The 25,570-nt window shown below is 69.0% G+C and carries 27 protein-coding genes and 2 pseudogenes; 13 read left to right on the top strand and 16 right to left on the bottom strand.

Annotation, left to right across the window (positions count from 1 at the left end):
* Positions 1–4: 4 nt before the first annotated feature.
* Positions 5–505 (bottom strand): GNAT family N-acetyltransferase, encoded by a 501-nt coding sequence (locus OG470_RS19445; protein WP_328414216.1) that lies wholly within the window; start codon positions 503–505, stop codon positions 5–7.
* A gap of 243 nt (positions 506–748) precedes the next feature.
* Between OG470_RS19445 and OG470_RS19440 the strand changes: the two genes are divergently transcribed.
* Together OG470_RS19440 and tnpB are read left to right on the top strand one after the other, a co-directional pair.
* Positions 749–1,324, top strand: coding sequence for an IS607 family transposase (locus OG470_RS19440; RefSeq protein WP_328414214.1), 576 nt, complete (start codon positions 749–751; stop codon positions 1,322–1,324).
* Positions 1,321–2,739, top strand: a complete 1,419-nt coding sequence (gene tnpB, locus OG470_RS19435; RefSeq protein ID WP_328414212.1) for an IS607 family element RNA-guided endonuclease TnpB — start codon at positions 1,321–1,323, stop codon at positions 2,737–2,739. The genes OG470_RS19440 and tnpB overlap by 4 nt, the downstream gene beginning before the upstream one ends.
* Before the next feature lie 21 nt (positions 2,740–2,760).
* Here the strand turns inward: tnpB and OG470_RS19430 are convergent, their stop codons facing one another.
* Positions 2,761–3,597, bottom strand: a complete 837-nt coding sequence (locus OG470_RS19430) for an IS5 family transposase (protein ID WP_328414211.1) — start codon at positions 3,595–3,597, stop codon at positions 2,761–2,763.
* A gap of 91 nt (positions 3,598–3,688) precedes the next feature.
* On the opposite strand from OG470_RS19430, the pseudogene OG470_RS19425 reads away from it, so the two are divergent.
* Positions 3,689–5,571, top strand: a pseudogene (locus tag OG470_RS19425) (PEP/pyruvate-binding domain-containing protein); the annotation flags it as partial.
* 196 nt (positions 5,572–5,767) lie between these two features.
* Here the strand turns inward: OG470_RS19425 and OG470_RS19420 are convergent.
* Complete coding sequence (locus tag OG470_RS19420) at positions 5,768–6,406, bottom strand: GAP family protein (protein ID WP_328414209.1); 639 nt, start codon at positions 6,404–6,406, stop codon at positions 5,768–5,770.
* Positions 6,407–6,792: 386 nt separating this feature from the next.
* Between OG470_RS19420 and OG470_RS19415 the strand changes: the two genes are divergently transcribed.
* The 3 genes from OG470_RS19415 (at position 6,793) to OG470_RS19405 (ending at position 9,313) form a co-directional block, all read left to right on the top strand.
* The gene (locus OG470_RS19415; RefSeq protein WP_328414207.1) at positions 6,793–8,619 is read left to right on the top strand and encodes a glycoside hydrolase family 15 protein; all 1,827 of its coding nucleotides are present in this window, start codon (positions 6,793–6,795) and stop codon (positions 8,617–8,619) included.
* A gap of 305 nt (positions 8,620–8,924) precedes the next feature.
* Complete coding sequence (locus OG470_RS19410; protein ID WP_328414204.1) at positions 8,925–9,143, top strand: flavin reductase; 219 nt, start codon at positions 8,925–8,927, stop codon at positions 9,141–9,143.
* Positions 9,140–9,313, top strand: a complete 174-nt coding sequence (locus OG470_RS19405) for a hypothetical protein (RefSeq protein WP_328414202.1) — start codon at positions 9,140–9,142, stop codon at positions 9,311–9,313. The genes OG470_RS19410 and OG470_RS19405 overlap by 4 nt, the downstream gene beginning before the upstream one ends.
* A 281-nt stretch (positions 9,314–9,594) precedes the next feature.
* On the opposite strand, the gene OG470_RS19400 is transcribed toward OG470_RS19405, so the two are convergent.
* The gene (locus OG470_RS19400) at positions 9,595–10,056 is read right to left on the bottom strand and encodes a cyclic nucleotide-binding domain-containing protein (protein ID WP_328414200.1); all 462 of its coding nucleotides are present in this window, start codon (positions 10,054–10,056) and stop codon (positions 9,595–9,597) included.
* 163 nt (positions 10,057–10,219) lie between these two features.
* Here OG470_RS19400 and OG470_RS19395 point away from each other — a divergent pair, with 163 nt between their 5' ends.
* Together OG470_RS19395 and OG470_RS19390 are read left to right on the top strand one after the other, a co-directional pair.
* A complete protein-coding gene (locus tag OG470_RS19395; protein ID WP_328414198.1) occupies positions 10,220–11,107 on the top strand; it encodes a universal stress protein in 888 nt (295 codons plus the stop codon).
* Between the two features lie 112 nt (positions 11,108–11,219).
* Positions 11,220–12,107: a universal stress protein gene (locus OG470_RS19390; protein WP_328414196.1), complete on the top strand. Its 888-nt coding sequence runs from the start codon at positions 11,220–11,222 to the stop codon at positions 12,105–12,107.
* Here the strand turns inward: OG470_RS19390 and OG470_RS19385 are convergent.
* The 7 genes from OG470_RS19385 to OG470_RS19355 form a co-directional block, all read right to left on the bottom strand.
* On the bottom strand, positions 12,037–12,735 hold the full coding sequence (locus tag OG470_RS19385; protein ID WP_328414194.1) for an FMN reductase: 699 nt from the start codon (positions 12,733–12,735) through the stop codon (positions 12,037–12,039). The genes OG470_RS19390 and OG470_RS19385 overlap by 71 nt on opposite strands.
* Positions 12,732–13,871, bottom strand: coding sequence for an LLM class flavin-dependent oxidoreductase (locus OG470_RS19380; RefSeq protein WP_328414192.1), 1,140 nt, complete (start codon positions 13,869–13,871; stop codon positions 12,732–12,734). Before OG470_RS19380 ends, OG470_RS19385 begins: the two co-directional genes overlap by 4 nt.
* Before the next feature lie 135 nt (positions 13,872–14,006).
* Positions 14,007–14,273 (bottom strand): ubiquitin-like small modifier protein 1, encoded by a 267-nt coding sequence (locus OG470_RS19375; RefSeq protein WP_328414190.1) that lies wholly within the window; start codon positions 14,271–14,273, stop codon positions 14,007–14,009.
* Between the two features lie 10 nt (positions 14,274–14,283).
* On the bottom strand, positions 14,284–15,369 hold the full coding sequence (locus OG470_RS19370; protein ID WP_328414188.1) for a WD40/YVTN/BNR-like repeat-containing protein: 1,086 nt from the start codon (positions 15,367–15,369) through the stop codon (positions 14,284–14,286).
* An 89-nt stretch (positions 15,370–15,458) separates the two neighbouring features.
* Complete coding sequence (locus tag OG470_RS19365; RefSeq protein WP_328414186.1) at positions 15,459–16,100, bottom strand: DNA-3-methyladenine glycosylase; 642 nt, start codon at positions 16,098–16,100, stop codon at positions 15,459–15,461.
* Positions 16,101–16,404: 304 nt separating this feature from the next.
* Positions 16,405–18,282 (bottom strand): Na+/H+ antiporter NhaA, encoded by a 1,878-nt coding sequence (gene nhaA, locus OG470_RS19360; protein WP_328426471.1) that lies wholly within the window; start codon positions 18,280–18,282, stop codon positions 16,405–16,407.
* A 96-nt stretch (positions 18,283–18,378) separates the two neighbouring features.
* Positions 18,379–18,585, bottom strand: coding sequence for an MFS transporter (locus OG470_RS19355; protein ID WP_328426470.1), 207 nt, complete (start codon positions 18,583–18,585; stop codon positions 18,379–18,381).
* A gap of 68 nt (positions 18,586–18,653) precedes the next feature.
* On the opposite strand from OG470_RS19355, the gene OG470_RS19350 reads away from it, so the two are divergent.
* Positions 18,654–18,884 (top strand): hypothetical protein, encoded by a 231-nt coding sequence (locus OG470_RS19350; protein WP_328414184.1) that lies wholly within the window; start codon positions 18,654–18,656, stop codon positions 18,882–18,884.
* Positions 18,885–19,294: 410 nt separating this feature from the next.
* Here OG470_RS19350 and OG470_RS19345 read toward each other — a convergent pair whose 3' ends face one another.
* From OG470_RS19345 to msrB, 5 genes and pseudogenes are all read right to left on the bottom strand, one after another.
* A complete protein-coding gene (locus tag OG470_RS19345) occupies positions 19,295–19,723 on the bottom strand; it encodes an OsmC family protein (protein WP_328414182.1) in 429 nt (142 codons plus the stop codon).
* A gap of 472 nt (positions 19,724–20,195) precedes the next feature.
* Positions 20,196–20,446: pseudogene (locus OG470_RS19340) on the bottom strand (helix-turn-helix domain-containing protein); the annotation flags it as partial.
* Positions 20,447–20,568: 122 nt separating this feature from the next.
* Positions 20,569–21,225 (bottom strand): TetR/AcrR family transcriptional regulator, encoded by a 657-nt coding sequence (locus tag OG470_RS19335; RefSeq protein WP_328414180.1) that lies wholly within the window; start codon positions 21,223–21,225, stop codon positions 20,569–20,571.
* A gap of 420 nt (positions 21,226–21,645) precedes the next feature.
* Positions 21,646–22,152, bottom strand: coding sequence for a peptide-methionine (S)-S-oxide reductase MsrA (gene msrA / locus OG470_RS19330; RefSeq protein ID WP_328414178.1), 507 nt, complete (start codon positions 22,150–22,152; stop codon positions 21,646–21,648).
* A 9-nt stretch (positions 22,153–22,161) separates the two neighbouring features.
* Positions 22,162–22,641 (bottom strand): peptide-methionine (R)-S-oxide reductase MsrB, encoded by a 480-nt coding sequence (msrB, locus tag OG470_RS19325; protein ID WP_328414176.1) that lies wholly within the window; start codon positions 22,639–22,641, stop codon positions 22,162–22,164.
* 408 nt (positions 22,642–23,049) lie between these two features.
* Here msrB and OG470_RS19320 point away from each other — a divergent pair, with 408 nt between their 5' ends.
* The 4 genes from OG470_RS19320 (at position 23,050) to OG470_RS19305 (ending at position 25,517) form a co-directional block, all read left to right on the top strand.
* On the top strand, positions 23,050–23,268 hold the full coding sequence (locus tag OG470_RS19320; RefSeq protein ID WP_328414174.1) for an SDR family NAD(P)-dependent oxidoreductase: 219 nt from the start codon (positions 23,050–23,052) through the stop codon (positions 23,266–23,268).
* 203 nt (positions 23,269–23,471) lie between these two features.
* Positions 23,472–24,389 (top strand): NADP-dependent oxidoreductase, encoded by a 918-nt coding sequence (locus OG470_RS19315; protein ID WP_328414172.1) that lies wholly within the window; start codon positions 23,472–23,474, stop codon positions 24,387–24,389.
* Between the two features lie 157 nt (positions 24,390–24,546).
* Entirely contained in the window at positions 24,547–25,008 is a 462-nt protein-coding gene (locus OG470_RS19310; RefSeq protein WP_328414170.1) for a GNAT family N-acetyltransferase, read from the top strand.
* A 35-nt stretch (positions 25,009–25,043) separates the two neighbouring features.
* Positions 25,044–25,517 carry a GNAT family N-acetyltransferase gene (locus OG470_RS19305; protein WP_328414168.1) on the top strand — a complete coding sequence of 158 codons (474 nt, stop codon included), beginning with the start codon at positions 25,044–25,046 and terminating at the stop codon, positions 25,515–25,517.
* The last annotated feature ends 53 nt before the right edge of the window (positions 25,518–25,570 follow it).

The following is a 25,570-nucleotide window of genomic DNA, read 5'->3' as shown; positions in this document are numbered from 1 at the left end:
GAGACTAGTGCCCGCCCAGGTCAGAGTCGTCGGCGGGCAGCTCCAGCAGCCACTCCTCGACATCGATGCCCCGGCCGTTGGCGTACCCCGAGTCCTCGCCGACCACCACGAAGCCGCACTTGCGCAGCACCGCGAGGGACGCGGCGTTGTCCTTGGCGGCGCGGGCGTGCACCGGCCGGGGCAGCTCGCGCAGCAGGGCGGCCAGGGCCGCCGTGGCGTCGCCCCGACCCCAGCGGGCCCGGTCGATCCAGTAGCTGACCTCGGTGCGGTCACCGTCCGGGAAGGCGGTGACGTAGCCGACCACCTCGCCGTCGGCCTCGACGGTGCGGACCACGATCGCCGGGTCGGTGAGCACCCGTGCCCAGTGCCGGGCGAACTCGCGGTGGTCGGACGGGTCCGCGGCGACGAAAGCGGCCATCCGGTTGGCCTCCGGATCCTGCTGGTACAGGAAGAACTCCACGAGATCGTCCTCGCGGACCGGGCGTAGCCGCACGTCGGAGGTCATCGGGCGAGGATACGCGGCGGAGGTGCCGGGCCGGGACCTCTGGCCCGCCGGCCGTACCGTCCGGCCCTGCCGCCACGCCCTGACGCATTGGTACCAATAGATGCAAAGGTCCGTGCGGCAACGGAAGTGGAGGCCGGAGCCATGCCCAAGTACGTCTACGACTTCATCGAGGGTGACCGGGGCAGAGCCGACCTGCTGGGGGTCGCCAACAGTGGACTTGGGAGTGCGCGATAGTATGCGACTGTGAACTTGAAAGAGTGGGCGAAGCGGGAAGGGGTCCACCCGGTGACGGCGTATCGCTGGTTCCGGGAGGGCAAGCTACCCGTGCCTGCTCGGCGGGTCGGCGGGTTGATCCTGGTGGAATCGCCCCCTGCCCCGGCCCCGGCAGGGGTAGTGGTGGTGTACGCCCGGGTGTCGTCGGCTGATCAGAAGGCCGACCTGGATCGTCAGGTGGCACGGGTCACTGCGTGGGCCACGGGCCAAGGCATGACTATTTCCCGGGTGGTGACCGAGGTCGGGTCCGCCCTGAACGGGCACCTCAAGAAGTTCCTCGCCCTGTTGCGTGACCCGGCCGTGGCGACCATCGTGGTGGAGCATCGGGACCGGTTCGCCCGGTTCGGCGCCGAATACGTCGAGGCTGCGCTGGCTGCGCAGGGACGCCGGCTCCTGGTCGCCGACCCGGCCGAGGTTGATGACGACCTGGTCCGCGACGTCACGGAAATCCTGACCAGCCTTTGCGCCCGGTTGTACGGCCGCCGCGCAGCGGCGAACCGGGCCCGCCGCGCGGTTGCCACGGCAACAGCCCAGGATGAGCCGTGAAGCGGTACGAACCGCCGGCCGGGTGGGCCGTGCACGCGTACAAGTTCGCACTCGACCCCACGGAGGCGCAGGTGGGCGGTCTGCGCCGCAACACCGGTGCGGCCCGGTTCGCGTACAACCACATGCTGCGTCGGACCTCCGCGGTGAAGGCGCAACGCGCCGCCGAGGTTTCGTACGGCGTGGCCGAGGCGGACCTGACGCCGTGGCAGGGCTGGTCATTGCCGGACCTGCGACGCACCTGGAACGAGGCCAAGCAGTGGGTCGCGCCGTGGTGGCATGAGTGCTCGAAGGAGGCGTTCAACACCGGGCTGGCGAACCTGTCCGCCGCGTTGGGTAACTGGCACGCCTCGCGCACCGGCGCCCGTAAGGGCCGCCGGATGGGTTGGCCCCGGCCCAAGCGTAAGCACGCCCGCCGGTCGGCCCGGTTCACCACCGGCGCGATCCGTCTCGACCCGGACAACCGGCATGTGGTGCTGCCCCGGCTGGGCCGTATCCGCAGCCACGAGTCAACCCGCAAACTGTCCCGGCGGGTACAGGCCGGTACCGCGAAGATCCTGTCCGCGACGATCACCGAGGCCGCCGGGCGATGGTTCTGCTCGTTCCAGGTCGCCGCGCGGCGCACCGTCGGACGCCCGACGCACGCGCCGCGCTCCGGGCGGGTCGTCGGGGTGGACGTCGGGATCAAGCGCCTGGCGGTGCTATCCACCGGTGAGATGGTGCCGAACCCGGCGCCGTTCAAAGCCGCGTTGAAGAAGCTCGCCAAGGCGCAGCGCCGCGCCGCACGCAAGGTCGGACCGTACGAACCGGTGGCCAAGCGGAAACGAACCCCGTCGAACCGGTGGCGCCGGGCGCAGGCGACGGTGGCCCGGCTGCACGGCACCGCGCATGCCGTCCGTGCCGATTCCTGGCACCAGCTCACCACCCGCCTCGCGCAGCAGTTCGACACCGTCGTGGTCGAGGACCTGCATGTGGCCGCAATGGTCCGCAACCGCAAGCTGGCCCGGTCCCTGACAGACGCCGCCCCGGCGACGCTGCGCCGGCACCTGGCTTACAAGGCTGGCTGGTACGGCGCCACGCTACACATCGCTGACCGGTGGTACCCCAGTTCCAAGACCTGCTCTGGCTGCCAGACGGTGAAACCCAAGCTGTCGCTGGCCGAGCGCACGTTCGACTGCACCGCGTGTGGCCTGTCCCTCGACCGGGACGTCAACGCCGCACGGAAACTCGCCGCACTCGTGCGGCACGTCGACCTGGAGTTGCCGGGCGACGCAAAAACAGGACGTGGAGCCTATGTAAGACCCGTAAGACCTGCGCCCGCAGGCAGGGCAGTGGGCCGCGAAGCGTCTAGACCGGTCCATCCGGTCAACGTCGTCCGGCAACGGACGGCTGCCGATCACGCGCTGTCAAGTGCTTAGAGCGTGTTTGAGAGGACTTGATCAGGTCCAGATGAAGGTGCGCTTTGCCTGCCGTCGGGCTGGCCGGCCGCGAGTGATGCGGCGGGTCATGCCGGCGATGGCGGCCCACCTGACGATGCCTTCGGAGATTTCAGGGTGGCGTTCGTAATCGCGGGCCAGCCGGCGGCAGGCGGTGAGCCATGCCAGGGTCCGCTCCACGACCCACCTGCGCGGGTGCACGGCGAAGCCCCGCTGGTCAGCGGGCTTCCGCACGATCTCCAGCGTGATCTTCAAGGTGTCACGGGTCCAGTCGACGAGACGGCCCGCGAAGCCCTGGTCGGCGAAGACGTGCCGGATCGGGGTGGCCAGATAAGCGCTGAGCAGGGCGATCTTCGCGCCGTCGCGGTCCTGCCACGACGCCGCCATCACCGCCACGGTGACCAACAGCCCGGCGGTATCGGTGATGATGAACCGTTTCCTGCCGTTGACCTTCTTACCCGCGTCGTAGCCACGCGTCTGCCGCCCGACGGTGTCGGCGCCCTTCACTGACTGCGAGTCGATGATCCCCGCCGAGGGCTCCGGATTCCGCCCGTCCTGCACCCGCGCCTTGACCCGCAGCGTGGCCAGCAGGTTCTCGGTCACACCGGCGTCTTCCCAGCGCACGAAGTACCAGTACACCGTCTGCCACGGCGGCAGATCCGCCGGCAGGTACCGCCACGGACACCCCGAGCGGACCACGTACAAGATCGCGTTGACGATCTCCCGACGAGGATGCTTCTCCCGCCGCCCGTCCGTGCTGGGCTCCGGCAACAACCCTTCGATCAACGCCCACTGGGCATCGGTCAGGTCCGACGGGTATCCACGACGAGGCGACGACACCCGGACACCCTGCCCGCCCCGGCGGCCATCGTCACGCCGCCACACCGTCCATATTGGGCCTTCTCAAACACGCACTTAGTGAAAGGTAACGGGCAAGGGTGCGAACCTGAGCGAGATGACCCAGCTGGGGCTGCCGGTGCCGCCGGGCTTCACCATCAGCACCGACGCCTGCCGGGAGTACCTGAAGACCGGGGCGCCCCCGGACGGGCTCTTCACGGAGGTCAACGCACACCTGCGCGACGTGGAGGCGCGGCTGGACCGGCGGCTCGGCGACCCGCACAACCCGCTGCTGCTGGCGGTCCGCTCCGGTGGCCGGTACTCGATGCCCGGGATGATGGAGACGGTCCTGGACATCGGGCTCAACGACACCACCGTCGGCGGTCTGGCCACGCACAGCGGCGACACCCGCTTCGCCTGGGACTCGTACCGGCGGTTGATCCAGATGTTCGGCCGTACGGTGCACGGGCTACCGGCGGAGGAGTTCGAGCGGGAGCTCGAGGCGCTGCGTGCGACGGCCGGGCCGGCCGGGCCGAACGCCGAACAGCTACGCGACCTGGTGCAGACGTACAAGAAGATCTTCGCCGCGCAGGTCGGGCACGAGTTCCCGCAGGCCCCGCACGAGCAGCTCTACCTGGCCATCCGGTCGGTGTTCGAGTCGTGGAACTCCGAGCGGGCGCGGTTGTACCGCCGCCAGGAGCACATCCCGGACGACCTCGGCACGGCGGTCAACGTCATGGCGATGGTCTTCGGCAACCTCGGCCCGGACTCCGGCACCGGGGTGGCGTTCACCCGCGATCCGGCCACCGGCACTCGCGGCATCTACGGCGACTACCTCACCAACGCCCAGGGTGAGGACGTGGTGGCCGGCATCCGCAACACCGTCGGCCTGCCCGAGCTGGCGCACACCGACCCGGTGAGCTACCGCCGGCTCGTCGAGATCATGGCGACGCTGGAGCGGCACTACCGGGACCTGTGCGACATCGAGTTCACCATCGAGCGGGGTCGGCTCTGGATGTTGCAGACCCGGGTGGGCAAGCGGACCGCCGCGGCGGCGTTCGTGATCGCCGCGCAGCTGGTCGACGAGGGGCTGATCACGCTGGACGAGGCCCTGCACCGGGTGAGCGGCGCCCAACTGGCCCAGCTGATGTTCCGCGCGTTCGACCTGGCCGGCGCGCCCGCCTGGCCGTCGGCCTCGGTGCCTCGCCCGGCGCCGCCGTGGGCCGGGTGGTCTTCGACTCAGCCACGGCGGCAACGGCCGACGGGCCGGTGATCCTGGTGCGGCGGGAGACCAACCCGGATGACCTGCCCGGCATGATCGCCGCGGCGGGAGTGCTCACCTCGCGCGGCGGCAAGACCTCACACGCCGCCGTGGTGGCCCGGGGCATGGGGCGTACCTGCGTCTGCGGCGCGGACGCGCTGCGGATCGACTCCGAGCGCGGCGAGTTCATCGTCGGCGACCGGGTCGTGCGGGCCGGCGAGGTGATCTCGATCGACGGGACCACCGGTCGGGTCTACCCGGGCGAGGTGCAGGTGCAGCCCTCCCCGGTCGCCCGCTACCTCGCCGGTGACCTGGCGCCGCAGGCCGACCCGCTGGTCGCGGCGGTGCACCGGCTGCTCGGGCACGCCGACGCGGTGCGCCGGCTGGGCGTACGGGCCAACGCGGACACCGGCGCGGACGCCCGGCGGGCCCGGCGGTTCGGCGCCACCGGCATCGGCCTGTGCCGCACCGAGCACATGTTCCTCGGCGAGCGTCGGGAGCTGGTGGAACGGCTGATCCTGGCGGACGGGCCGGGCGAGGTGACCGACGCCTTGGACGCGTTGCTGCCGTTGCAGCGGGCCGACTTCGTGGAGATCCTGACCGCGATGGACGGGCTGCTGGTGACGATCCGCCTGATCGACCCGCCGCTGCACGAGTTTCTTCCCCCGTTGCACGAGCTGACGGCGCGGGTGGCCCGGGCCGAGGTGCGCGGCGAGGCCTCATCATCCGGTGACCATCGCTCCGGCGGATCCTTCGTCCGGGAAGTTGTAGGAGACCTCACGCCCTCCGTCACCTTCGAGGCGGCCACGTACCCGCCACCGCTGACCGGGAGCTCCTTCCTGACACCAGGTGACGCGCGGCACGGAGATGCATGCCAACCCGCCCAGCGATTGACGCCCAGGTGAAGGTGGGTTACTTGAGCAGATCGGAAACGACGATTGCCACGAAGATCAGGATGACCGCCTCGCTGATCAGCCACGAGTGGGCGTTGGCCCAGTCCCGGATCTTCGGCAGCACCGCCAGCGCGCGCTGACCGAGCGCGAGCAGGGCGAGTAGCGGCAACGCCAGAAACAGCAGCGTCAGAACCAGGAATGGCAGCAGGTGCCACCAGGGCTTGTCGTGCCCGGCCAGGCTTCCAGCGACCACCAGCATGGTGCCTTCGTCGGTGGGCATGGCGATGAAGAGCAGAAAGCCCAACCCGAAAGCGAAGCGGGGGCTGGCCGCCTGCAACTTGCTCATCCACTTCGGCGGCTGGCTCCGCTCGCGGCGGGCGAAGACGATCACCATCAGCGCCAACAGCACGGCCAACACCACCCAGTCGATCAGGTGACGAGTACCGGCATGCTTGCCGTGCCCGCCGCCCATGCCCCGTACGGCGTGGAAGACGAAGTACCAGACGGTCAGCCCGATGAGCATGGCGAGGCCGGCCCCAACCAGGTAGGCGAGCGAGCTGCGCTTGGCCTCCCGGCTGGAGGCGAGGAAGACGGCGCTGATGATCTGCGGACCGGCGATCATCACCACCGTAAGCGGCAGGACGCTCAGCAAGTTCACGGTTTGCCCCCTTACGGCCTCATTCTTTCCACGCGGATCCCGCTCAGGACGTCGTTTGCGCGATCAAGTCCTGTGGCAAGCTCGTGCCCTCCGAGAGCGCGCCGACCGACGACGGCTCAGACAGCGGCGCGGCGGCCTCGAACTGCCAAGCTGGCAGAGTCGTCGAGCGTAGTCGGCAGCTGCTCGTCTGGCCCCTTCACCAAGCACCGCTCGTCCGGCGCAGGGTGTCGCCCGAGTACGGGCTGCGGTGGTCCAGCTGTCGCGTCTGCGCTCTTCCGCCGGGACCGGTAGCAAGGCGTTACGTTCGCGAGTTACGAGCCGCGAGGTGTGTCCCGCCCGTTCAGGGGTATCCGCCCGTAGTCGGTGAGATGAGGGTGGGAGGTCCATTGGATTCGTACCCTGCTGTGGAGGCCCACGGCTTGATCGGTGACCTGCAGACCGCGGCGCTCGTGGCGATGGACGGGACGGTGGACTGGTTCTGCGCCCCACGCTTCGACTCCCCGAGCCTGTTCGGTGGGCTGCTCGATCGGCACAAGGGTGGGCACTTCCAGGTCTCGCCCGATGGCGTCGACTACACGAGTAAGCAGTTGTACCTGCCCGGCACGCCGATCCTTATCACCCGCTTTCTCAGCGCAGACGGCGTGGGTGAGCTGGTGGATTTCATGCCCGTCGCGGGAGACGTCGCGACCGACCGGCACCGCCTGGTCCGCATGATCCGGATCGTCCGAGGCAGCATGCGGTTCCGTATCGACTGCCAACCCCGGTTCAACTACGGCCGGGATCCGCACGAGCTCGACGTGTACCCGGAGGGACACGTCTTCCGCAGTCCCAGCCTCACCCTCGCCCTGAGTCCCGTCGGCTTCGACGAGCTCAGGGTCGACGCGGAGATGCGACGTAGCAAGGAGGGCGTATCCATCGTCGGCACGTTCCATGAGGGCGCCTACGGCGGGGTGGTCCTGGAAACAGGATCGGTTGATCAGCCGCGGGTGATTGGTACGGGCGAGGTGCGCGACCTGCTCGTGCAGACCCGCGACTTCTGGCGGCGCTGGCTCAGCCGCTCCCGGTACACAGGCCGCTGGCGGGAGACGGTCGAGCGGTCCGCGATGACGCTCAAACTCATGACGTACGCGCCGACCGGCGCGCTGGTCGCCGCCCCCACCGCAGGCCTGCCCGAGCAGATCGGCGGGGTACGCAACTGGGACTACCGCTACACCTGGATGCGCGACGCGGCATTCTCGGTGCGCGCGCTGCTCATCCTGGGCTTCACCGACGAAGCTCAGCAGTACCTGCACTGGGTGAACGACCGGGTCCGGGAGGCCAAGGAACGGGAGACGCGGCCGCAGATCATGTACCGCGTCGACGGCTCATCAGACATCACCGAGGAGACGCTCGACCACTTCGAGGGTTACCGCGGATCAGCACCCGTGCGCATTGGCAACGGCGCCGCGAACCAGCTGCAATTCGACATCTACGGCGAGGTACTCATGGCCCTCCACGTCGCCGACTGTCACGGTTTTCAGGCCACCCGCGAGGGGTGGATGAACGCGGCAGGAACAGTGGACTGGCTCTGCGACAACTGGGACCAGCCCGAAGACGGGATCTGGGAAACCCGCAGCGGCCGCCAGGACTTCACCTACGGGCGCCTGATGTCCTGGGTAGCCTTCGACCGAGCTGTCCGCCTCGCACACCGACGCGGACGACCCGGCGACACCAACCGGTGGGTGAGTGCCCGAAACCAGATCTACGACCAGATCATGGCCCGCGGCTTCCACCCCGGACCCGGTGCCTTCGTGCAGCACTACGCGTCCGACGTCCTCGACGGGTCCCTGCTCATCATGCCAACGATCGGACTCGTGTCGCCTGACGACCTGATGTGGCAGTCAACGCTGCGGGCCATGGACGCAACACTGGTCTCCGACAGCCTCGTCTACCGCTACGACCCGAACGCCTCACCCGACGGCCTGCCCGGCCAGGAGAACACCTTCACCATGTGCAGCTTCTGGTACGTCCGGGCACTCGCGCAGTCCGGACGGCTCGAAGACGCCACGCTGACCTTCGAGAAGATGCTCACCTACAGCAGCCCCCTCGGCCTCTACTCAGAGGAAATCACCCCCACCGGCGAGCAGGTCGGCAACTTCCCGCAGGCGTTCAGCCACCTCTCACTGATCACCGCCGCCGTGAACCTCGACCAACTACTCGATGGCCGCCCGTGAGCCGACCCAAGCGTCGGCGGGAGGCGTTGTGCTCAGACCGAACGATGCAACTGCTTCCACCACAGGTGCCGTCCCCGCCGGGCCGGAAACGGGTTACGGGCAGCAGAGGCGGGAGGACAGTCGGCGGCGCGTGTCCTACGACGAGTACGTCCTGCGGCGGCGCTCACTCTCGCCCGCCGGCACAGGCCCGTCTGGTCGTGGCGGCAGTGGCGGCGTATCTGCCGCTGCGGAGGCGATCTGCCGTGCCGAAGCCGTCATCTTATTCCGATCAACCGCGGCCACTGGCCGTGCCAGGACGCGCCGAGATGATCACACACCTTCCGGTCAGCCCCGCTTGGACGTGCGGCGGTTGCGGTGCCGACTGGCCCTGCCAGACGCGGCAGCGGGAGCTGCGAGCCGAGTACGACCGCGTCCCGGTGTCGCTCGCCCTCTACCTGGCCGCTCAGCTCGTCGACGCCGCCGAGGACCTGGCCCACGTCCCCGCCGGCCGCCTACACCACCGGTTCCTCGGCTGGACCCGATGAGCATCCTGCGACCCGGCGACGAGAAGTTCCACTACAGCGACGGCTCCCACAGATGGATCCCGCCGAACCCGGACTACGACCAGGAGGTCTGGGACGAGCAGGTCCGCCAACACAAGCACGGCCACCTGAGACAAGAGCACCCGAAGGTCCGCATCCAGCGCCTCGTCTGACGCCAGCAGTACAGCAGCGAAGTACAGCAACCGTGCCAGCCGAACCAGACCGGCAACGACGAAGACAGGCCGGATGACCTCGAACGACACCCAATCCAACCCGCTCGCCGGCAATCCAGCCGTGACCGCCGTCCGACCGTCACCACCGACCGAGCGCACAGCAGCAGACCTGAACGGCACCGGGCCGACACCCCGCCACCCGGCCCCGACCTGCTGGCCCGGGTCTGCGGCCAGCCGGGTCTGCGGCCAGTTCGCCGAACGGGGGGTGACCGTCTACTGAATCAGGCGGCCGGATAGCCGTACAGCTCGCGCAGCCGGCTGCGGGACGCCTGGAGCCGGTCCACCACCACGGCCATGAGCCGCAGGGTGAGCTGCCGGCCAAGGGCGTCATCGGATTCGATCAGCCGCCGCACGCCCTCGGCCGTGAACTCGATTGTCGTGGTGCGTTGCACCGCGACCGCACCGAACTGCCAGCGGTACGGCGGGAAGATCCAGGACCAGCCGAGCACCCCGCCCGCGCCGATCGTCTCGATCCCCACGTCTCCGCGGCCGGGCACCGGGAAGTCCAGCGCCACCTCGCCGCGGTTGATCAGCCAGAACCGTTCGGCCGGCTGGCCGGCGCGGAACACCCGGTGGCCGGGATGCCACACCACCGGCCGGGCGTACCCGGCCAGCCGCGGCAGCCACTCCTGCGGCACGCCGGTGAGAAAGGGATGCTCCCGGAGAACGTCCAACGCGGTCATGGCGGCGCCCCTTTCCTCGACCTCTGGGTCACTCGTCGCGAGTCCATCGGACTCCTGCCACGGCTGCCGCGTCAGGGCCGTTGGTCCCCCTTGACGCGGGCACCATGCCTCTGACCGGGGCGGCGGCGCGGAGGGAGGCTGAGGTTGAACAGAGGAGGATGTGATGACCACCAGATCCGGTGCTTTCGTCGTGGTGGGTGTCGACGGTTCCGCCTCCGCGCTGGACGCGGTACGCGCGGGCGCCCGAGCGGCCGCCGCCCAACACCTTCCGCTGCGGGTGGTGCACGCGTTCGTCTGGCCGCTGTACGCGACCGTGCAGGGCCCGCTGCCAACCGATGTCGGGCTTCGCCGCGAGGCCGACGAACTCGTCGCCGAGGCGGTCGCCGAGGCCAAGAAGGTCTCCGCGGACCTGCCGGTCACCGGCGCGGTGGTCGACGGCACGCCCACGCCGGTGTTGCTGCGCGCGACCCGCGACGCGGCGCTGCTGGTACTCGGCCACCGTGGTCTCGGCGGCTTCACGGAACTGCTGGTGGGCTCGACGGCCGTTCAGGTTTCCGCCCGCGCCGACTGCCCGGTGCTGGTGGTCCGGGGCGAGTCCCGGGCCGACGGTCCGGTGGTGGTGGGCGTCGACGGCTCGGCGCTGTCCACCGAGGCGCTCGGCTTCGCGTTCGCCGAGGCCGCACGGCGGGACACCACGCTGGTAGCGGTGCACGCCTGGCAGATCCCGACGTCGTTCATCGCGGGTGAGGTGCTCCCGTTGGTGTACGACCTGGACGCGGCCACCGCCGCGGAGGAGCGAATTCTCGCCGAAGCCGTGGCCGGCTGGTCCGAGCGGTACCCGGAGGTGCCGGTGCGGCAGCGAGTCGTCTACGGGGCACCGGCCCGGGTGCTGATCGAGGAGTCCGTGGCGGCGCAGCTGACCGTGGTCGGGGCGCACGGACGCGGCGCGCTCGGCGGGATGCTGCTCGGCTCGGTCAGCCACACGGTGCTGCACCACGCGAAGGGTCCGCTGGCGATCGTGCGGCACCAGGCCGGGAGCCGCGAGGACTAACGTCGCCGGCCCCGCCGCGTCGGCCGTTGCTCCGGCCGACGCGGCAGCGCGTCGAAGCAAATGCCGGCGTCGCACGCCGGGTGCGTCGACAATGACCTGACCGACCGAGGGAGTGCCGATGAACCGACCTGTCGTGGTGGGTGTGGACGGATCGCCGTCCAGCCTCGTCGCCGCGGAACACGCGGCCCGTGCCGCCCTGCTCCGGTCCCGGCCGCTGCTCCTCGTACACGGCTACCTGCACCCGCTCGGCTACGGCGTGCCGCTCAACCCGTACGACCTCGGGGTGCCGGCGCCCTCCGAGGAGGCGCAGAAGATGTTGGAGCGCACGGCGGCCGACCTGGCCGACCGCTGGCCCGGCCTCGACGTCGAGGTACGCCAGGTCGCCGGCGGTCCCGGCGCCACCATGGTCGAGGCGTCCCGGCGTGCCGAACTCGTCGTGGTGGGCAGTCGAGGGCTGGGTGGGTTCGTCGGGCTGCTGCTCGGCTCGGTCGGCGGGCAGGTGGCCGCGCACGCGCACTGCCCGGTGCTGGTGGTCCGCCCGGACGAGCAGCCGATCCCGGTGGACGAGCCGGTGCTGGTCGGCGTGGACGGATCCGAGTCGTCCCGGCTCGCCGCCCGGTACGGCGCCGACGAGGCGGCGCTGCGCGACGTCCCGCTGGTGCTGGTGCATGTCGGCGCGCCGGACGGCGGCCGGCCGGTCCCGGACGAGGTCGAGGAGTCACAGGCCGCGTACCACGCGGAGGCGGTGCGGCTGCTGGCCGACGCGTCCGCCGCCGTCCGGGCCGACCATCCCGGCCTGGTGGTGCGGGAGCATCCGGTCCGGGCGGCCGGCACGGCCCAGGGGCTCATCGAGGCGAGCGGCGGAGCGTCGCTGCTGGTCGTGGGCACCCGGGGCCGGCGCGGATTCACCGGGCTGTTGCTCGGCTCGGTCAGCCAGGCGGCGATCCAGCACGCGCACTGCCCGGTGCTGGTCGCTCATCCGTACGACCGGGAGGGCTGACCTGGTCGTCGTCGCCCCGGCCGAGCATCTGCAGGAAGTCGGTGGTGAGGGCGAACGGGTCGGCGGGTCCGCTGACCGGCAGCCGCCGCTCGACCTGGTCGGCCAACTCCCCGGCGGCGCGCCTGATCCGACCCCGCAACGCGCCGTCCGCGGTGCCACCGGACCAGTCCTCCGGGGCCGCGAAGACCGTGGTGGGGACCACCACCGCCCGCAGGTAGCTGAACATCGGGCGGACGGCGTGCTCCAGGGCCAGCGAGTGCCGGGCGGTGCCCCCGGTGGCGGCGATCAGCACCGGCCGGTCGACCAGCGACTCGGACTCCACCACGTCGAAGAAGGACTTGAACAGCCCGCTGTACGACGCGTTGAAGATCGGGGTGACGGCGATGATCCCGTCGGCCCCGGTCACCGCGTCGAGGGCCCCGCGCAGGGCGGCCGGCGGGAACCCGGTGAGCAGGTTGTTCATGACGTCGTGGGCGTACTCGCGCAGGTCGACGACGCGCAGCTCCACCTCGGCGCCGCGCCGGACCAGCTCGTCGCGGGTCGCCGCGGCGAGCTGGTCGGCGAGCAGCCGGGTGGACGAGGGCTGGCTGAGGCCGGCCGAGATCACGGCGAGGGTGCGGCGGGTCACCGGGCCACCTCGGGCGCCTTACCCGTCACGTCGTCGACGGCGTGGACGGTGCTGTCCTTGGCGCCGCCGGCATTGGCCACCAGCGAGGCGTGCGTGGGCGCCTCCGGCACGTGCGCCGGGCGCAGTGCGGCGAACTCCTTACGCAGCACCGGCACGACCTCCTCGCCGAGCAGGTCGAGCTGCTCGAGCACCGTCTTCAGGGGCAGCCCGGCGTGGTCCATCAGGAACAACTGCCGCTGGTAGTCACCGACGTAGTCACGGAAGCTGAGCGTCCGGTCGATGACCTGCTGCGGGCTGCCCACGGTCAGCGGGGTCTCCCGGCTGAACTCCTCCAGCGACGGCCCGTGCCCGTAGACCGGCGCGTTGTCGAAGTAGGGCCGGAACTCCCGGACCGCGTCCTGCGAGTTGCGCCGCATGAACACCTGCCCGCCGAGGCCGACGATGGCCTGGTCGGCGGAGCCGTGGCCGTAGTGCGCGTACCGCTCCCGGTAGAGCCCGACCATCCGCTGGGTGTGCTCCTTCGGCCAGAAGATGTGGTTGGCGAAGAAGCCGTCACCGTAGTACGCGGCCTGCTCGGCGATCTCCGGGCTGCGGATCGAGCCGTGCCATACGAACGGGGGAACCCCGTCGAGCGGGCGCGGCGTCGAGGTGAACGACTGCAGCGGGGTGCGGTGGCGGCCCTTCCAGTCGACCACGTCCTCGCGCCAGAGCCGGCGCAGCAGGTCGTAGTTCTCGATGGCCAGGGGGATGCCGGCGCGGATGTCCTTGCCGAACCACGGGTACACCGGGCCGGTGTTACCCCGGCCCATCATCAGGTCCACCCGGCCGTCGGCCAGGTGCTGGAGCATCGCGTAGTCCTCGGCGATCTTCACCGGGTCGTTGGTGGTGATCAGCGTGGTCGCGGTGGACAGCAGCAGCCGCTCGGTACGCGCCGCGATGTAGCCGAGCATCGTGGTCGGCGACGAGGGCACGAACGGCGGGTTGTGGTGCTCGCCGGTGGCGAAGACGTCCAGGCCGACCTCTTCGGCCTTGAGCGCGATGGTGACCATCGCCTTGATCCGCTCATGCTCGGTCGGCTCCCGACCGGTGGTCGGGTCGACCGTGACGTCGCCGACGGTGAAGACTCCGAACTGCATGACCAGCTCCTCAAGTGTCGAACGGGTCCGTGGTATCCGGACACTGCGCCCAACATATTTGACGAGTCAACTATTCCGTCGGCGGTACGCCCCTCGGTGGCGCCGGTCACCCGACAACGGACGTGGGGTGCCGGCTCAGCCCCCCGCGACCGAGGGCAGCACCTGCACCTCGGCACCGTCACCCACCGGGGTGGCCAGCCCGCCGGAATGCCGGCAATCCTCCCCGTCGACGAAGACGTTGACGTAACGGCGCAGCTCGCCACGCTCGTCGCGGATCCGCCGGGCCAGCCGCGGATGATCGGCGGCCACCTCGTCGAGGACCGCCCGCAGCGTCCCGGCCGCGGTGACGCTCAGCCGGCTGGCGCCGCCCGCCTCGCCGCGCAGCGGGCCGGGCAGCAGCACGGTGACCACCTCACACCGCCGCAGCGCGGACGCAGAGCACGTCGGGCAGGTGCGCGGCCACCAACGACCAGGAGTCGCCCTCGTCGCGACTGGCGTAGACCTCACCGGAGCGGGTGCCGAAGTAGACCCCGCCCGGGGTGGCGTCGTCGGCACACATCGCGTCGCGCAGCACCGCCGGGTAGAACGGCCCTTCGGGCAGCCCCACCGACAACGGCTCCCACTTGCCGCCGGCGTCGGCCGAGCGGAACACCCGGCAGCGGTGGTCGGTCGGGAACCGCTCGCTGTCGGCCACCAGCGGGAAGGTCCACACCATGCCGGCCCGCGCCGGGTGGGACACCATGGCGAAGCCGAAGTCGCTGGGCAGCCCATCGGCGATCGAGGACCAGGTGCGGCCGTCGTCGTCGGAGCGGTAGACGCCGTGGTGGTTCTGCGCGTACAGCCGCTCGGGGTTGCTGGCGTCCCGGGCGACCTTGTGCACGCACTGGCCGAACTCCGGCCACTCGTCGGGCATGAAGTAGGCACGGATGCCGGTGTTGCCCGGCGCCCAGCTCGCCCCGGCGTCCTCCGAGCGGTAGACCCCGCCGGTGGACATGGCGACCAGCAGCCGAGCCGGGTCACGCGGGTGGGGCAGCACGGTGTGCACGGCCTGGCCGCCGAACCCGGCCCCCCACTCGGGCCGGTGCGGGTGGTCCCACAGCGACCGGACCAGCTCGAAGCTGCGACCGCCGTCGGTGGAGCGGAACAGCGCCGAGGGCTCGGTGCCGGCCCAGACCACGTCCGGCTCGTCGGGGCCGGCCGGCATCAGCTGCCAGACCCGCCCCAGCGTCGCGCCGGTGTCGGCAGGGAAGGCGACCGGGGCCTGGTCGGGCTCGTCCCACGAGGCGCCGAGGTCGTCGCTGGTGGCGACGCTGGGCCCGAAGTGTGAGCTGGTCACCCCGGCGAGCAGCCGCGGGGTGGGGCGGCGGGTGTCGACCGCGACCGAGTAGACGCCGGTCATCGGGAAATGCGGGCCGGTGATCTCCCAGTTGCGCCGGTCGTCGGCGCTGGTGGCGAGAAACAACCCCTTGGCCGTGCCGATCGCGAGCAGCGTTGTCATGACGTCCTCCGAACCGTCGGCGTGCAGGTGCGGTGATTATGGCCACACCCACCGACAGTTTCACCAGGGCACACGCCGGGGCCGGGCGCTCAGCCCCGGGCGCGGGGCACGTGCCGCCGGTACGCGCTGACCGTCGGGTCACCGTCGAGCCAGAACCGCCACGGCACGTCGTGCGCGCCGGTCACGCCGACCCGCGGCCCGGCGAGCACCGCCTGGGCCGGCACCGGACGCTCCGGCGGACGCAACCGGACCGGCCCGTCGCCGAGCAGGTACCCGCCGTACGCCGCCCGGTCGATCCCGAGCGCGGCGCAGAGCCGGGCCGGACCACGGGCCAGGTCCACGTCCCGACGTACCGCCGGTCGACGAGCCCGCGCCGTGGCCAGGCCGTCGACCACCTCCCCGGCGCGCAGCAGCACCGCGGCGGCCTCCCCCTCGACCCCGGTGACCACGTTCATGCACCAGTGCATCCCGTAGGTGAAGTAGACGTAGGCGTGCCCGGCCGGCCCGAACATCACCGCGTTGCGCGGGGTGCGCCCCCGATACGCGTGCGAGGCCGGGTCACCGGCCGTCCCGGCGTACGCCTCGACCTCGGTGATCCGGACGGTGACCCCGCCGGCGTCCAGCCGACAGCCCAGCAGCCCGCGGGCGGCCGGCAGCAGCGGGCCGGCGAGCAGGTCCCCCAGCATCGCCAGGTCGGCCTCGACGGCGCGGTCCTCCGGCAGCAGGTCCATGACCCCGACAGTACTGTCGGTTCTCAGTGACGATTTCAGCTGGCCGGTAAAGCACCGACCGCATACCGCTACGACGACGTGTCGCAGGTCGCGACCGCACAGGTCATTCACCCGCTGCTGGTGACGACGCTACTCGGCGTCGGTCCCGGCCACCGTCGATCGGCTACGCCGCGCTGGCGCTTCTGCACAAGCCTCGATGAGGTGTCGGATCCTCTTGACGCTCCCATCGCTTCGCGTCAAGGCAAGAGCTCGCGCGGCAGGATCTGACGGCCGACCAGCATACTGTCGAGTCAACGGAACGCGCTTATTTACGGGTCGCTGGTGCCTCGCGGCCGAGGCGGGCCCGGGCTCGGGCCATACGAATGGCGGCGGTCAAGGCCGTGATGTCGTAGGCGCCGTAGTGGCGACGGCCGTTGATGAAGAACGTCGGGGTGCCGGACACTCCGCTGTTGTCGGCCGAGTCGATGTCGCTTTCGATGCGGCCGGCGTGGGCCTGGCTTATCAGATCGTCGTGGAAGCGTTTCTGATCCAGACCGAGGTCGCCGGCGTATTTGATTAGATCAGTGATGTTCAGCTTGTCCTGGTGTTCGAGCAGCAGGTCGTGCATCTGCCAGAACTTGCCCTGATCGGCCGCTGCTTCGGCGGCCTCGGCTGCTAGCCGGGCTTGCGGGTGCACGTCTGACAGAGGCAGGTGACGCCACACGAAACGCAGGTCGGCGTGGCCCAGCAACTGCCGGACGACTGGCTCGGCCTTCCCGCAGTACGGGCACTGGAAGTCGCCGTACTGCACCAGCGTTACCGACGCACCGGCTGGGCCGCGGACGTGGTCCTGCTTCTCGTCGACTCCTGGGATGAGGTCGATCAGCTCCGTCATGTCGCCGAAGAGCGCCCGGGTGCGCTTGTCCCTGGGCAACATGTTGGTGACGCGGAACGCGTTCCAGGTCAGCGCTGAGGATACGATCGCGGCGCTGAGCACCCCGACTTTGGCCTCGGCCAGTTGGTCGCCGGTGAAGGCCAGGCTGGCGATCAGCAGCGACACCGTGAAGCTGACACCGGCGATCGTGCCGCTGCCGAGCACGCCCGCCCAGCCCACGGCCGGACGGATGCGGCCGTGTGAGATCCAGGTGAGCCCGGCCGAGGTGCCGATCACGGCGAGCGGCTTGCCGACGACATACCCGAGCAGCACGCCCCAGGTGACAGGCGACGTGAACGCCTGGGCCAGGAACGGACCGTCGATGCTGATGCCAGCGTTGGCCAGGCCGAACAGCGGCACGATGGCGTAGCTGGACCAAGGGTGGTAGATGCGCTGAAGGCGGTCGTTGGGCGATAGCGTATTCGCGAGGCCGATCGAAGCCGTACGCGCGAGCGTGGGCGTCGGCTGCTCACGGAACGACCGGAACAGCCCGCTGACCTGCTCGAGCTCAGCTCGGCCGGGAGAGTAGGCGAACGCGGTCAACCCGATGGCCAGTCCGGTCACCACCGGGTCGACTCCGCTGACCAGCAGCGCGCCCCACATCACGATGGCGACCGGCACGTACGCCGAGCCACGTCGGACGCCGGCTGCGCGGATGGCCAGCATGACCGCGAACGCCGCTACGGCCACCACGATTGGCATCATCTTGATGTCGTCGCTGTAGACCAGGGCGATGACGATGAGTGCGATCAAGTCGTCGACCACGAACACGGTGAGCAGGAAGATCCGGACCCGGTCGGGCACGCCCCGGCCGAGCAGTGCAAGCAGGCCCAACGCGAGGGCGGTGTCGGTCGACATAGCCACGCCCCAGCCATGCGCGCCCGGCCCGCCGTGGTTGATCACCAGGAAGATCAGCACCGGGATCAGCATGCCGATCACGCCGGCCACGCTGGGCAGCACGAAACGTCGCCGGTCGCGTAGGTCGCCGAGGTCGAACTCGCGCCGCGCCTCAAGGCCGACGACCAGGAAGAACAGAGTCATCAAGCCGCTGTTGATCCAGGTGTGCAGGTCGCGGGAGAGCTCGAGGTGCCCGAGGCGCAGGGACAGTTGGGTGCGCCAGACGGCTTCGTAGGAGCCGAGGTCGATGTTGGCCCAGAGCAGTGCGGCGACGATGGCGGCCACGAGCACGCGGGCGCTGCCGGACTCAGTTCGCAGAAAGGCTCGCAGCGGTGCCGCTAGATTCCGCTTCGAGATCGTTCGGTCGCTCATCTTGGTTTCGGTCACACGTCACCTTCCGACGCGCTGGCCGGGCCAGCATGGATAGCTAGATCACGTGCCGCAAATGCGGGCACGCGACCTCTCGGTTCAGTACTGATCGCGCTGCCCCAGCTGTGGCCGACTGCGCAGAGAGCGACGAGGCCCGCCGATGCCCTGCAGGATGCGGGCGACTATCAGTGAGTTCATGGTCGGGACGACCGCGCACATGATCGACGCGATGGTGAAACCGGCGATACCCACGAGGAGGATTCGCCTGTGGCCGTAGCGGTCGCCGAGCGCGCCGGCCAGCAGGATCAGCGCGGCCAGGCCGCGACCTGGATCAGCTCGCTGTCGCAGCTCAGCGCGTCAACGTCGAGCTCGGCATGTCCATCGCCTTCCTCGACGAGGCACTGCAACGCTCGCTCGAACCCGGCGCACCGTCCACCGTGGCCCGGCCGATCACTGCGAGCCATGCGCGACGCCGGCCTCACCCCATCGTGTTCGTCGCGCCGATCCTGCCCGAACTGACAGACAGCACCGAGCAGATCGACGAGTTGATCGGCACCCTGGCCGACGCAGGGGCAGGCAACTTCTCCCGACACCGCTGTACCTGATGCGCGGCGTCACAGACCTGGTCTTCGCCTGGCTGCGCCGCCAGCATCCCGAACTGCTCTCCACGTACGCCGACCTCTACGCGCACGGCTCGTGCACGGCCCGTCATTACCGCGACCTCGTCCGGGCACGCGTGAACCAGGCATTGCAGCGCCACGGGCTGCCGACCCCCGACGACACGACCTCCGACGAGTTCGCCCTGCTCGGCCGTCACCGAGCCGACCGCACCGACTCAGTCCTGAGCTGCCGGCACGAGTCACCGGCCATCCGCCAGGACCAGGACCTGCGCCGCATGCAAGGCACCGCATCGCGTTCAAGCTGTCGCGGTCGACGGAAACACTGTCGCCGCCTGGGGCGGAACGACAACCGGTTGCTGCTCGGCCGTGATCGCCGAGCAGCAAGCGGCCTGATTTCAGCGCGGCCCGACGAACTCTGTCCTCACGCTCCATGCGAACTGAATCAGCAGGGTCACTGGGGACTTCTCGGCAATGTCATGCATCACCTTCAAGTCGTCGGGGTCAGGTTCTTCACTCAGCGTGATCGTGCGCTGCAGGTAACGCTCTGCGCCTTCCTGGTCGGGTTCGTGGTAGTCGATCTCGACGGTGATGTCACCGGCGGTGTCGTACTTATAGTCGACATACTGCCGCAGCGTCTGAGCAGTGCACGACGCGAGCGCCATCAACAGGTACTCCGTCGGCGTCGGGCCTTCGCCGAGTGCGCCGTTGTGCGGTTCATCGGCGACGAACGTGAAGCCGCGGGTGGTCATGTCCGTGCGCCGGCGCTCAGTGGCCGGAAGGACAGCTCGGGCGGATGCGACGACACGATCCCGATCGGTTTCCATCAGCCGTGCCTTCCTGTAGATCCTGGTAGTGACGGTCCAGATACGCGGGTCCAGCAGCAGCCGAGCCGCAGTCTGAGCGGGGGCTGTGGCCGGGCGTATCACCCCGTGACCGGGTACCTCCGCAGGCTAGCCTTCGCGGACTAGATAGTCCAGTTGATCGCTCGTGGCCAGAACCGCTCGGCCCTCGTGAACCATCACCTCGGGGTGCCTTAAGCTGCACTGAGAGGCGATTCGGACCAAGACGCCCCCAGCTGAACTCGCTCGATGCCAAACCCAGATATGGACTCGTCAGTCCGCTAAGGCTAGGATATGCCGTCGTTCACGCATCAGGGCGGCGACCGTCGGCGCCTCCCGCGACTCGGGCCGACTCAAATCCGGACAACATGAGGAACATCGATACTCAGTGATCCGCAGTCGCAGCACGAGGCGATCCAACGACGCGAGGAACGACTCGATGGCAGCTTTCTCACCGCGCCGCTGCGGCGAGTAGAGCGACAGCTTCGCGGACGTAGCGCCAGGCGGTGGCGACGCCGATGCCGAACCCGCTGCGAGGCGGGCGTAGGTGTCGCCGTTGCGCAGATGGGCGAGGGTGAGTAGGGCTTGCCGGGCGGGGTCCAGGCGCCGCCACCGGGATCGACGCTGCTGGCGGTGGTTACGGAGGCACTCAGCGAGGTGGTTCAGGGTTCGGCCGGACAGCGGGATCGTGGCGGGGTGAGACAGCACGGCGAGGCTCCCGGTCGGGGCATCGTGGTTCGACTGCTGCCTGACCTGGAGCCTCGCCCTCATCGATCTCCGGGCTGCTCGCACCCGCCGTGACCAGCCTGATCACGATGAAAAGGGCTCAATTAACGGGTCGGCTCGCCGGACGGCTCCAAGAGGAACGATCTGATGTTTTCCAGCGCCATGTCCAGAGCAACTTCCATGGGTGCGACGTTGTGCGCGGCGTTCGCCAGCAAGTAGCCGCCTTGCAAAGCTGCCATCAACCCCGTGGCCAACTTCTCCGGGTCGGCGTCCTGGCGCAGTGCACCGCTGTCCCGCATCCGGTGCAGACCATCACTGATCAGCTTTTCCCATGCCGCAAACGTCTCCGACAGCATCGATCGAGCCTGCTCATCCTGATCGGACAGCTCGACAGCCATCGACCCAAGGCCGCACCCGTATTTGCCGTTGTTCAGCGAGTTGGCCTGGACCAGCGCGTTACGCCACCGGACCAGCCCTGAGAACGATCTCAGTCGTTCGAGCCCTCCGCGCTCGCGCTGAAGCACAAGCGCGCCTCGATATTTGACCAACGCGCGCACGAGCTCCTGCTTGTCGGCGAAGTGGCGGTAGAGCTGAGACTTGCTCGTCTGGCTGGCCTCGCGGACGTCGTCAAGGGTCGTCGCGTTCACTCCGCGCACGAACATTAGCCGGTTCGCCGCCTCGAGGATCCGCTCTCGCGTCGCGATGCCCCGTTGACTGATCCTCCGCTGATTCGTCGGCGCAGCCAGCTGCTCGTCGCTCATCGGTCAAGTGTATCCAGCGCGCCAGATAGCCCATGGAGAATGGGACCTTGGAGTCCATCCGGCGGCCTGTCGCATTCGCGTGATGGTGAAGAACGAACGCATGCGCCGACGGCTTGATTGAACGGGTGTCCGTCCGCGAGATCATCGATAGGGCGGGTCTCTTCCTGGACTGCTTGGTCCTCGCTGTGGCAAGTTGCTGCTGCTCAGGAGTTGCTCGGCCGATGCATCGTGAGCGGCGCGCCGGAGGTCAGCGCGTGTCAACCTCTTTGACATGCGTCTGCACGTCACACGCATCACCCGCAGCTGATCCTGGCTGCGGCCATGAAACAACAAGAGGGAATCACTGTCGCGTGTCCCGCTCCCGGCAGACGAAGACATCCCTGGCCGGCGCGCAGACCCGGGGTCCGCGCGCCGGAGGTGTCAGGCCGCCGCCCGCTTCGGGAGCTTCCACCCGGGGCGGGGGAAGTGGCAGGTGTAACCGTTGGGGTAGGTCTGCAGGTAGTTCTGGTGCTCGGGCTCAGCCTCCCAGAAGTCGCCCGCCGGGGTCACCTCGGTGACGACCTTGCCGGGCCACAGGCCCGAGGCGTCGACGTCGGCGATCGTGTCCTCGGCGACCCGCTTCTGCTCGTCGCTGGCGTAGAAGATCGCCGAGCGGTAGCTGATGCCGATGTCGTTGCCCTGGCGGTTCTTCGTCGAGGGGTCGTGCACCTGGAAGAAGAACTCGAGCAGCGCGCGGAAGTCGGTCTTCTCGGTGTCGTAGACGACCTCGATGGACTCCGCGTGGGTGCCGTGGTCGCGGTAGGTGGCGTTCGGGACGTCGCCACCGCTGTAGCCGACGCGCGTGGACACGACGCCGGGCTGGCGGCGGAACAACTCCTCCATGCCCCAGAAGCAGCCGCCGGCGAGGATCGCCTTTTCGGTGGTCACGTCGTCTCCCTACTTGTCGTCGGTGTCAGTTTTGGTGTCACTCCTGAACAGGGTGCGGTATTCGCCGTACCCTGCGTTCTCCAGGTGGTCGAGGTGGATGAACCGCAACGACGCGGAGTTGATGCAGTAGCGCAGTCCACCCTTGTCGGGGGGACCGTCGTTGAAGACGTGGCCGAGGTGGCTGTCCCCGTGCCGCGAGCGGGCCTCAGTCCGGATTATCCCGTGGCTGGAGTCTTCGCGCTCGACGACGTTCGTCTTGGCGACCGGCTTCGTGAAGCTCGGCCAGCCGGAGTTGCTGTCGTACTTGTCGACCGATGCGAACAGCGGCTCGCCGGACACGACGTCGACGTAGATGCCGGGCTCGTGGTTGTCCCAGTAGGCGTTGGCGAACGCGCGCTCGGTGCCGTCCTGCTGGGTCACGCGGTACTGCTCCGGGTCGAGCCGCGAAACGGCCTCCGGGTTCTTGTGGTACTGGGTCTGCTGGGGCACAGCTCTCCCTTCCCGGCCTTTCGGCGTGAAGCTGAGGAACCAGGCGAAACGCACCTGGGTGCGCGAAGGTACAGACACCCTACGGACCGGTTGTATTCCCGCAGCCCTCACCTTTTGTGGACCATAGAGTCCGGATAGAATGCCCGGACGTGGCCGACTGGGTGCCGTCGTTACGGTGGTTGACCTGGGACACTTCGCCGTCACAGTAGCATCCGCTTGACCCCAAGAGTGGACTTGACCGACCAGTTATACCGCGACTAGGTTCGGGGCGTCCGGCTGCGTGCCTCCGCTAGCGACGAACGGTCCGACTTGCCCACCGGCGCCGAGTTCTACGGACGTCGCGCCACTCCCGGGGAACCGGTTGCTGCCAAACACAAATCGCCATTCAGTGGGTAAGGAACAACTGTCATGAGTGAGAGTTTCGAGGGCCGTAAGGCCGTGGTCGTCGGCGGCAGCAGCGGCATGGGCCTCGCCACGGCCCACCAAGTCGTCGCCGGGGGCGGCACCGGCGTGATCACGGGCCGAGACCAGGACAAGGTCGGGGCCGCGGTCGACGCCTTGTCGCAGAACGGAAAGGCATGGGGCATCACAGCCGAGCTGACCGACCGCGACCAGGTCGACACGTAACGCCGGGATCGCGCCAGCGGGGCCTCGACCCCGGCGCCGTCCTACCGACGACTTCGCTGTCGCGCTCGTTCCTCGACACCCTCGCGCCACAACCGCTACCGATCAGCGTGGTAAGACGCCGAGGCGAGCGCCGCTAATGCTGTTAAAACGAAATTTGCTCCTCGTGACCGTGCAAACGAGGACTGGATAAAAGGAGGTACCAGATGAAGGCGATTGTGGTGACGGACGAGGCTGCGGGAACGGCCGGGATGACGCTGGTGGAGCGGCCCGAGCCGGAACCGGCGCTGAACGACGTCGTCGTTCAGGTTCATGCGTCGGGATTCGTCCCGACTGAGATGGCGTGGCCCTCGACCTGGACCGATCGCCTCGGCCGTGACCGGACGCCGTCGATCCCTGGGCACGAGCTGGCCGGAGTGGTCACCGCTCTCGGCTATGGCACGACGGGACTGTCTGTGGGACAGCGGGTGTTCGGCCTCACGGACTGGACTCGCGACGGCACCCTGGCGGAGTATGTGGCCGTCGAGGCGCGTAACCTCGCGCCGCTGCCCGCCGACGTCGACTTCACGGTGGGCGCGAGCCTGCCGATCTCGGGCCTGACCGCGTGGCAGGGACTGTTCGAGCACGGCCGCCTTCAGGCGGGGCAGAGCGTCCTCGTGCACGGCGCGGCCGGCGCAGTCGGTTCGATGGTGACGCAGCTCGCACGTGAGTTCGGCGCCTACGTCATCGGCACCGGACGCGCTGCCGACCGTCAGACCGCGCTCGACTTCGGCGCACAGGAGTTCGTCGACCTCGGCAACGACGCCCTGGAAGACGTCGGCGGAGTCGATCTGGTTTTCGATGTCATCGGCGGTGACATCGGGAAGCGGTCCGCAGGCCTGATTCGAGCCGGAGGAACGCTGGTGTCTGTCGTCGGGCCGTCCGAGGCGCGGCCCGCGGACGGCCTGGCGGTCGATTTCGTCGTCGTGTCCGATCGCGCCCAACTGGGCGAGATCGTCCGGCGGGTGCGGGACGGACGACTGCGGACGAACATCGGCAACGTCGCGACCCTCGACGACGCCGTCGCCGCCTTCAACCCGACCGAGCGGATCAAGGGAAAGACGATCATCCGCGTTCGCTCGTAAGGACTCGGCACACCCAAGCACGAGAACGACCCCGCAGGAGCGAGAAGTACGTCGATGGCTGGGCCTTCACCTCCCGTCGACGACATGCGGCTGGGCGAGTACGACTACCGCCACGACCCGGGAGTGATCTGATGACCATCAACGAAGGCACACCCCGATGACCGACCCAACCGAGCCGACCCGCTACGCCGTCGAGTACCCCGACGAGGCCGGATACCCCGACGAGAAAGGCACCCTCAGCCAGGACCAGGCCGTCCTCGTCGACGAGGTAATCGACGATCCCCACGCCCCCGCGTTCGACTTCCAAGTCGTCAACGACGAGAAACTCGGCATCTACGACGCCATCGTCGGGGACCGAGAGGTGGCCGGGCTGACCTACAACGTCGCCGGAGACGACCGACTCGTGCTGGTGGCCACCTCGGTGTTCCCCGAGTTCCGCAAACAGGGCATCGCCACCGAGCTGATCCGACGCGTCCTGGACGACGTGCGCGTGCAAGGCAAGACGGTCACCATCAGGTGCCCGATCGTGCGCACCTTCATCGAGCACAACCCCGAGTACGCCGACCTCATCGACCCCGAGCACCCGGGAGTGACCCAGGGTCACACCCATTTGTCCTAAACCCACCTATTCGCTCCCCCAACAGAAGTGTGACAATGACGATCAATCTCGAGGCCGAGGCGGCCACCCGGGAAGAGAACAACGCGGCGCTCATCGCTGCTCTGAACGAGACAAGTCTCAGCGAGGTGGAATCCAGCTGGGAGCTCGATGTCATCAACGACGCGGAGCGCGGTCGCTGGATCGCCGCCCTCGGCGCCGAAGCGATCGCCGAGCTCCCGTACCGGTTCGTGGGCGGCCGTGTCGTGCTGCTAACGACCTGGGTCGACCCCGCCTACCGACGCAATCGGGTGGCCACGGAGCTCGTCGCTCGCGTGCTGGACGAGATCCGCGAGAGCGGGAAGAAGATCACCGTCATCTGCCCGGTCGTGGGTGAGTTCATTGCCCGCAACCCGGAATACCTCGATCTCATCGACAAGGTCCATCCCGGCGCCGGCGCCTACCCCCAGCACGAACCCGCGGAAGGCGACCACGACGAGGAGCTCACCGCGTTCGAGAACGACATGACCTAGCCGTCCGGCGTTCAGACGTCGTTCGAGTCGTCCAGCGGGTCCGGGATGGGCGA

This window comes from Micromonospora sp. NBC_00389, assembly GCF_036059255.1.
In the GTDB taxonomy this organism is placed as follows: Bacteria; Actinomycetota; Actinomycetes; order Mycobacteriales; family Micromonosporaceae; genus Micromonospora.
This window is presented reverse-complemented; position numbering and strand designations above follow the sequence as displayed.

What these genes read in the sequence shown, in the direction of transcription:
- OG470_RS19365 (WP_328414186.1), bottom strand. Translation starts at nt 16,100, where the DNA reads ATGGACCTGCTGCCGGAGGACCGCGCCGTCGAGGCCGACCTGGCGATG.
- OG470_RS19410 (WP_328414204.1), top strand. Translation starts at nt 8,925, where the DNA reads ATGATCACACACCTTCCGGTCAGCCCCGCTTGGACGTGCGGCGGTTGC.
- OG470_RS19370 (WP_328414188.1), bottom strand. Translation starts at nt 15,369, where the DNA reads ATGACAACGCTGCTCGCGATCGGCACGGCCAAGGGGTTGTTTCTCGCC.
- OG470_RS19395 (WP_328414198.1), top strand. Translation starts at nt 10,220, where the DNA reads ATGACCACCAGATCCGGTGCTTTCGTCGTGGTGGGTGTCGACGGTTCC.
- OG470_RS19335 (WP_328414180.1), bottom strand. Translation starts at nt 21,225, where the DNA reads ATGAGCGACGAGCAGCTGGCTGCGCCGACGAATCAGCGGAGGATCAGT.
- OG470_RS19315 (WP_328414172.1), top strand. Translation starts at nt 23,472, where the DNA reads ATGAAGGCGATTGTGGTGACGGACGAGGCTGCGGGAACGGCCGGGATG.
- OG470_RS19405 (WP_328414202.1), top strand. Translation starts at nt 9,140, where the DNA reads ATGAGCATCCTGCGACCCGGCGACGAGAAGTTCCACTACAGCGACGGC.
- OG470_RS19320 (WP_328414174.1), top strand. Translation starts at nt 23,050, where the DNA reads ATGAGTGAGAGTTTCGAGGGCCGTAAGGCCGTGGTCGTCGGCGGCAGC.
- OG470_RS19400 (WP_328414200.1), bottom strand. Translation starts at nt 10,056, where the DNA reads ATGACCGCGTTGGACGTTCTCCGGGAGCATCCCTTTCTCACCGGCGTG.
- OG470_RS19350 (WP_328414184.1), top strand. Translation starts at nt 18,654, where the DNA reads ATGTCCATCGCCTTCCTCGACGAGGCACTGCAACGCTCGCTCGAACCC.
- OG470_RS19310 (WP_328414170.1), top strand. Translation starts at nt 24,547, where the DNA reads ATGACCGACCCAACCGAGCCGACCCGCTACGCCGTCGAGTACCCCGAC.
- OG470_RS19380 (WP_328414192.1), bottom strand. Translation starts at nt 13,871, where the DNA reads ATGCAGTTCGGAGTCTTCACCGTCGGCGACGTCACGGTCGACCCGACC.
- nhaA (WP_328426471.1), bottom strand. Translation starts at nt 18,282, where the DNA reads ATGAGCGACCGAACGATCTCGAAGCGGAATCTAGCGGCACCGCTGCGA.
- OG470_RS19345 (WP_328414182.1), bottom strand. Translation starts at nt 19,723, where the DNA reads ATGGAAACCGATCGGGATCGTGTCGTCGCATCCGCCCGAGCTGTCCTT.
- OG470_RS19445 (WP_328414216.1), bottom strand. Translation starts at nt 505, where the DNA reads ATGACCTCCGACGTGCGGCTACGCCCGGTCCGCGAGGACGATCTCGTG.
- OG470_RS19305 (WP_328414168.1), top strand. Translation starts at nt 25,044, where the DNA reads ATGACGATCAATCTCGAGGCCGAGGCGGCCACCCGGGAAGAGAACAAC.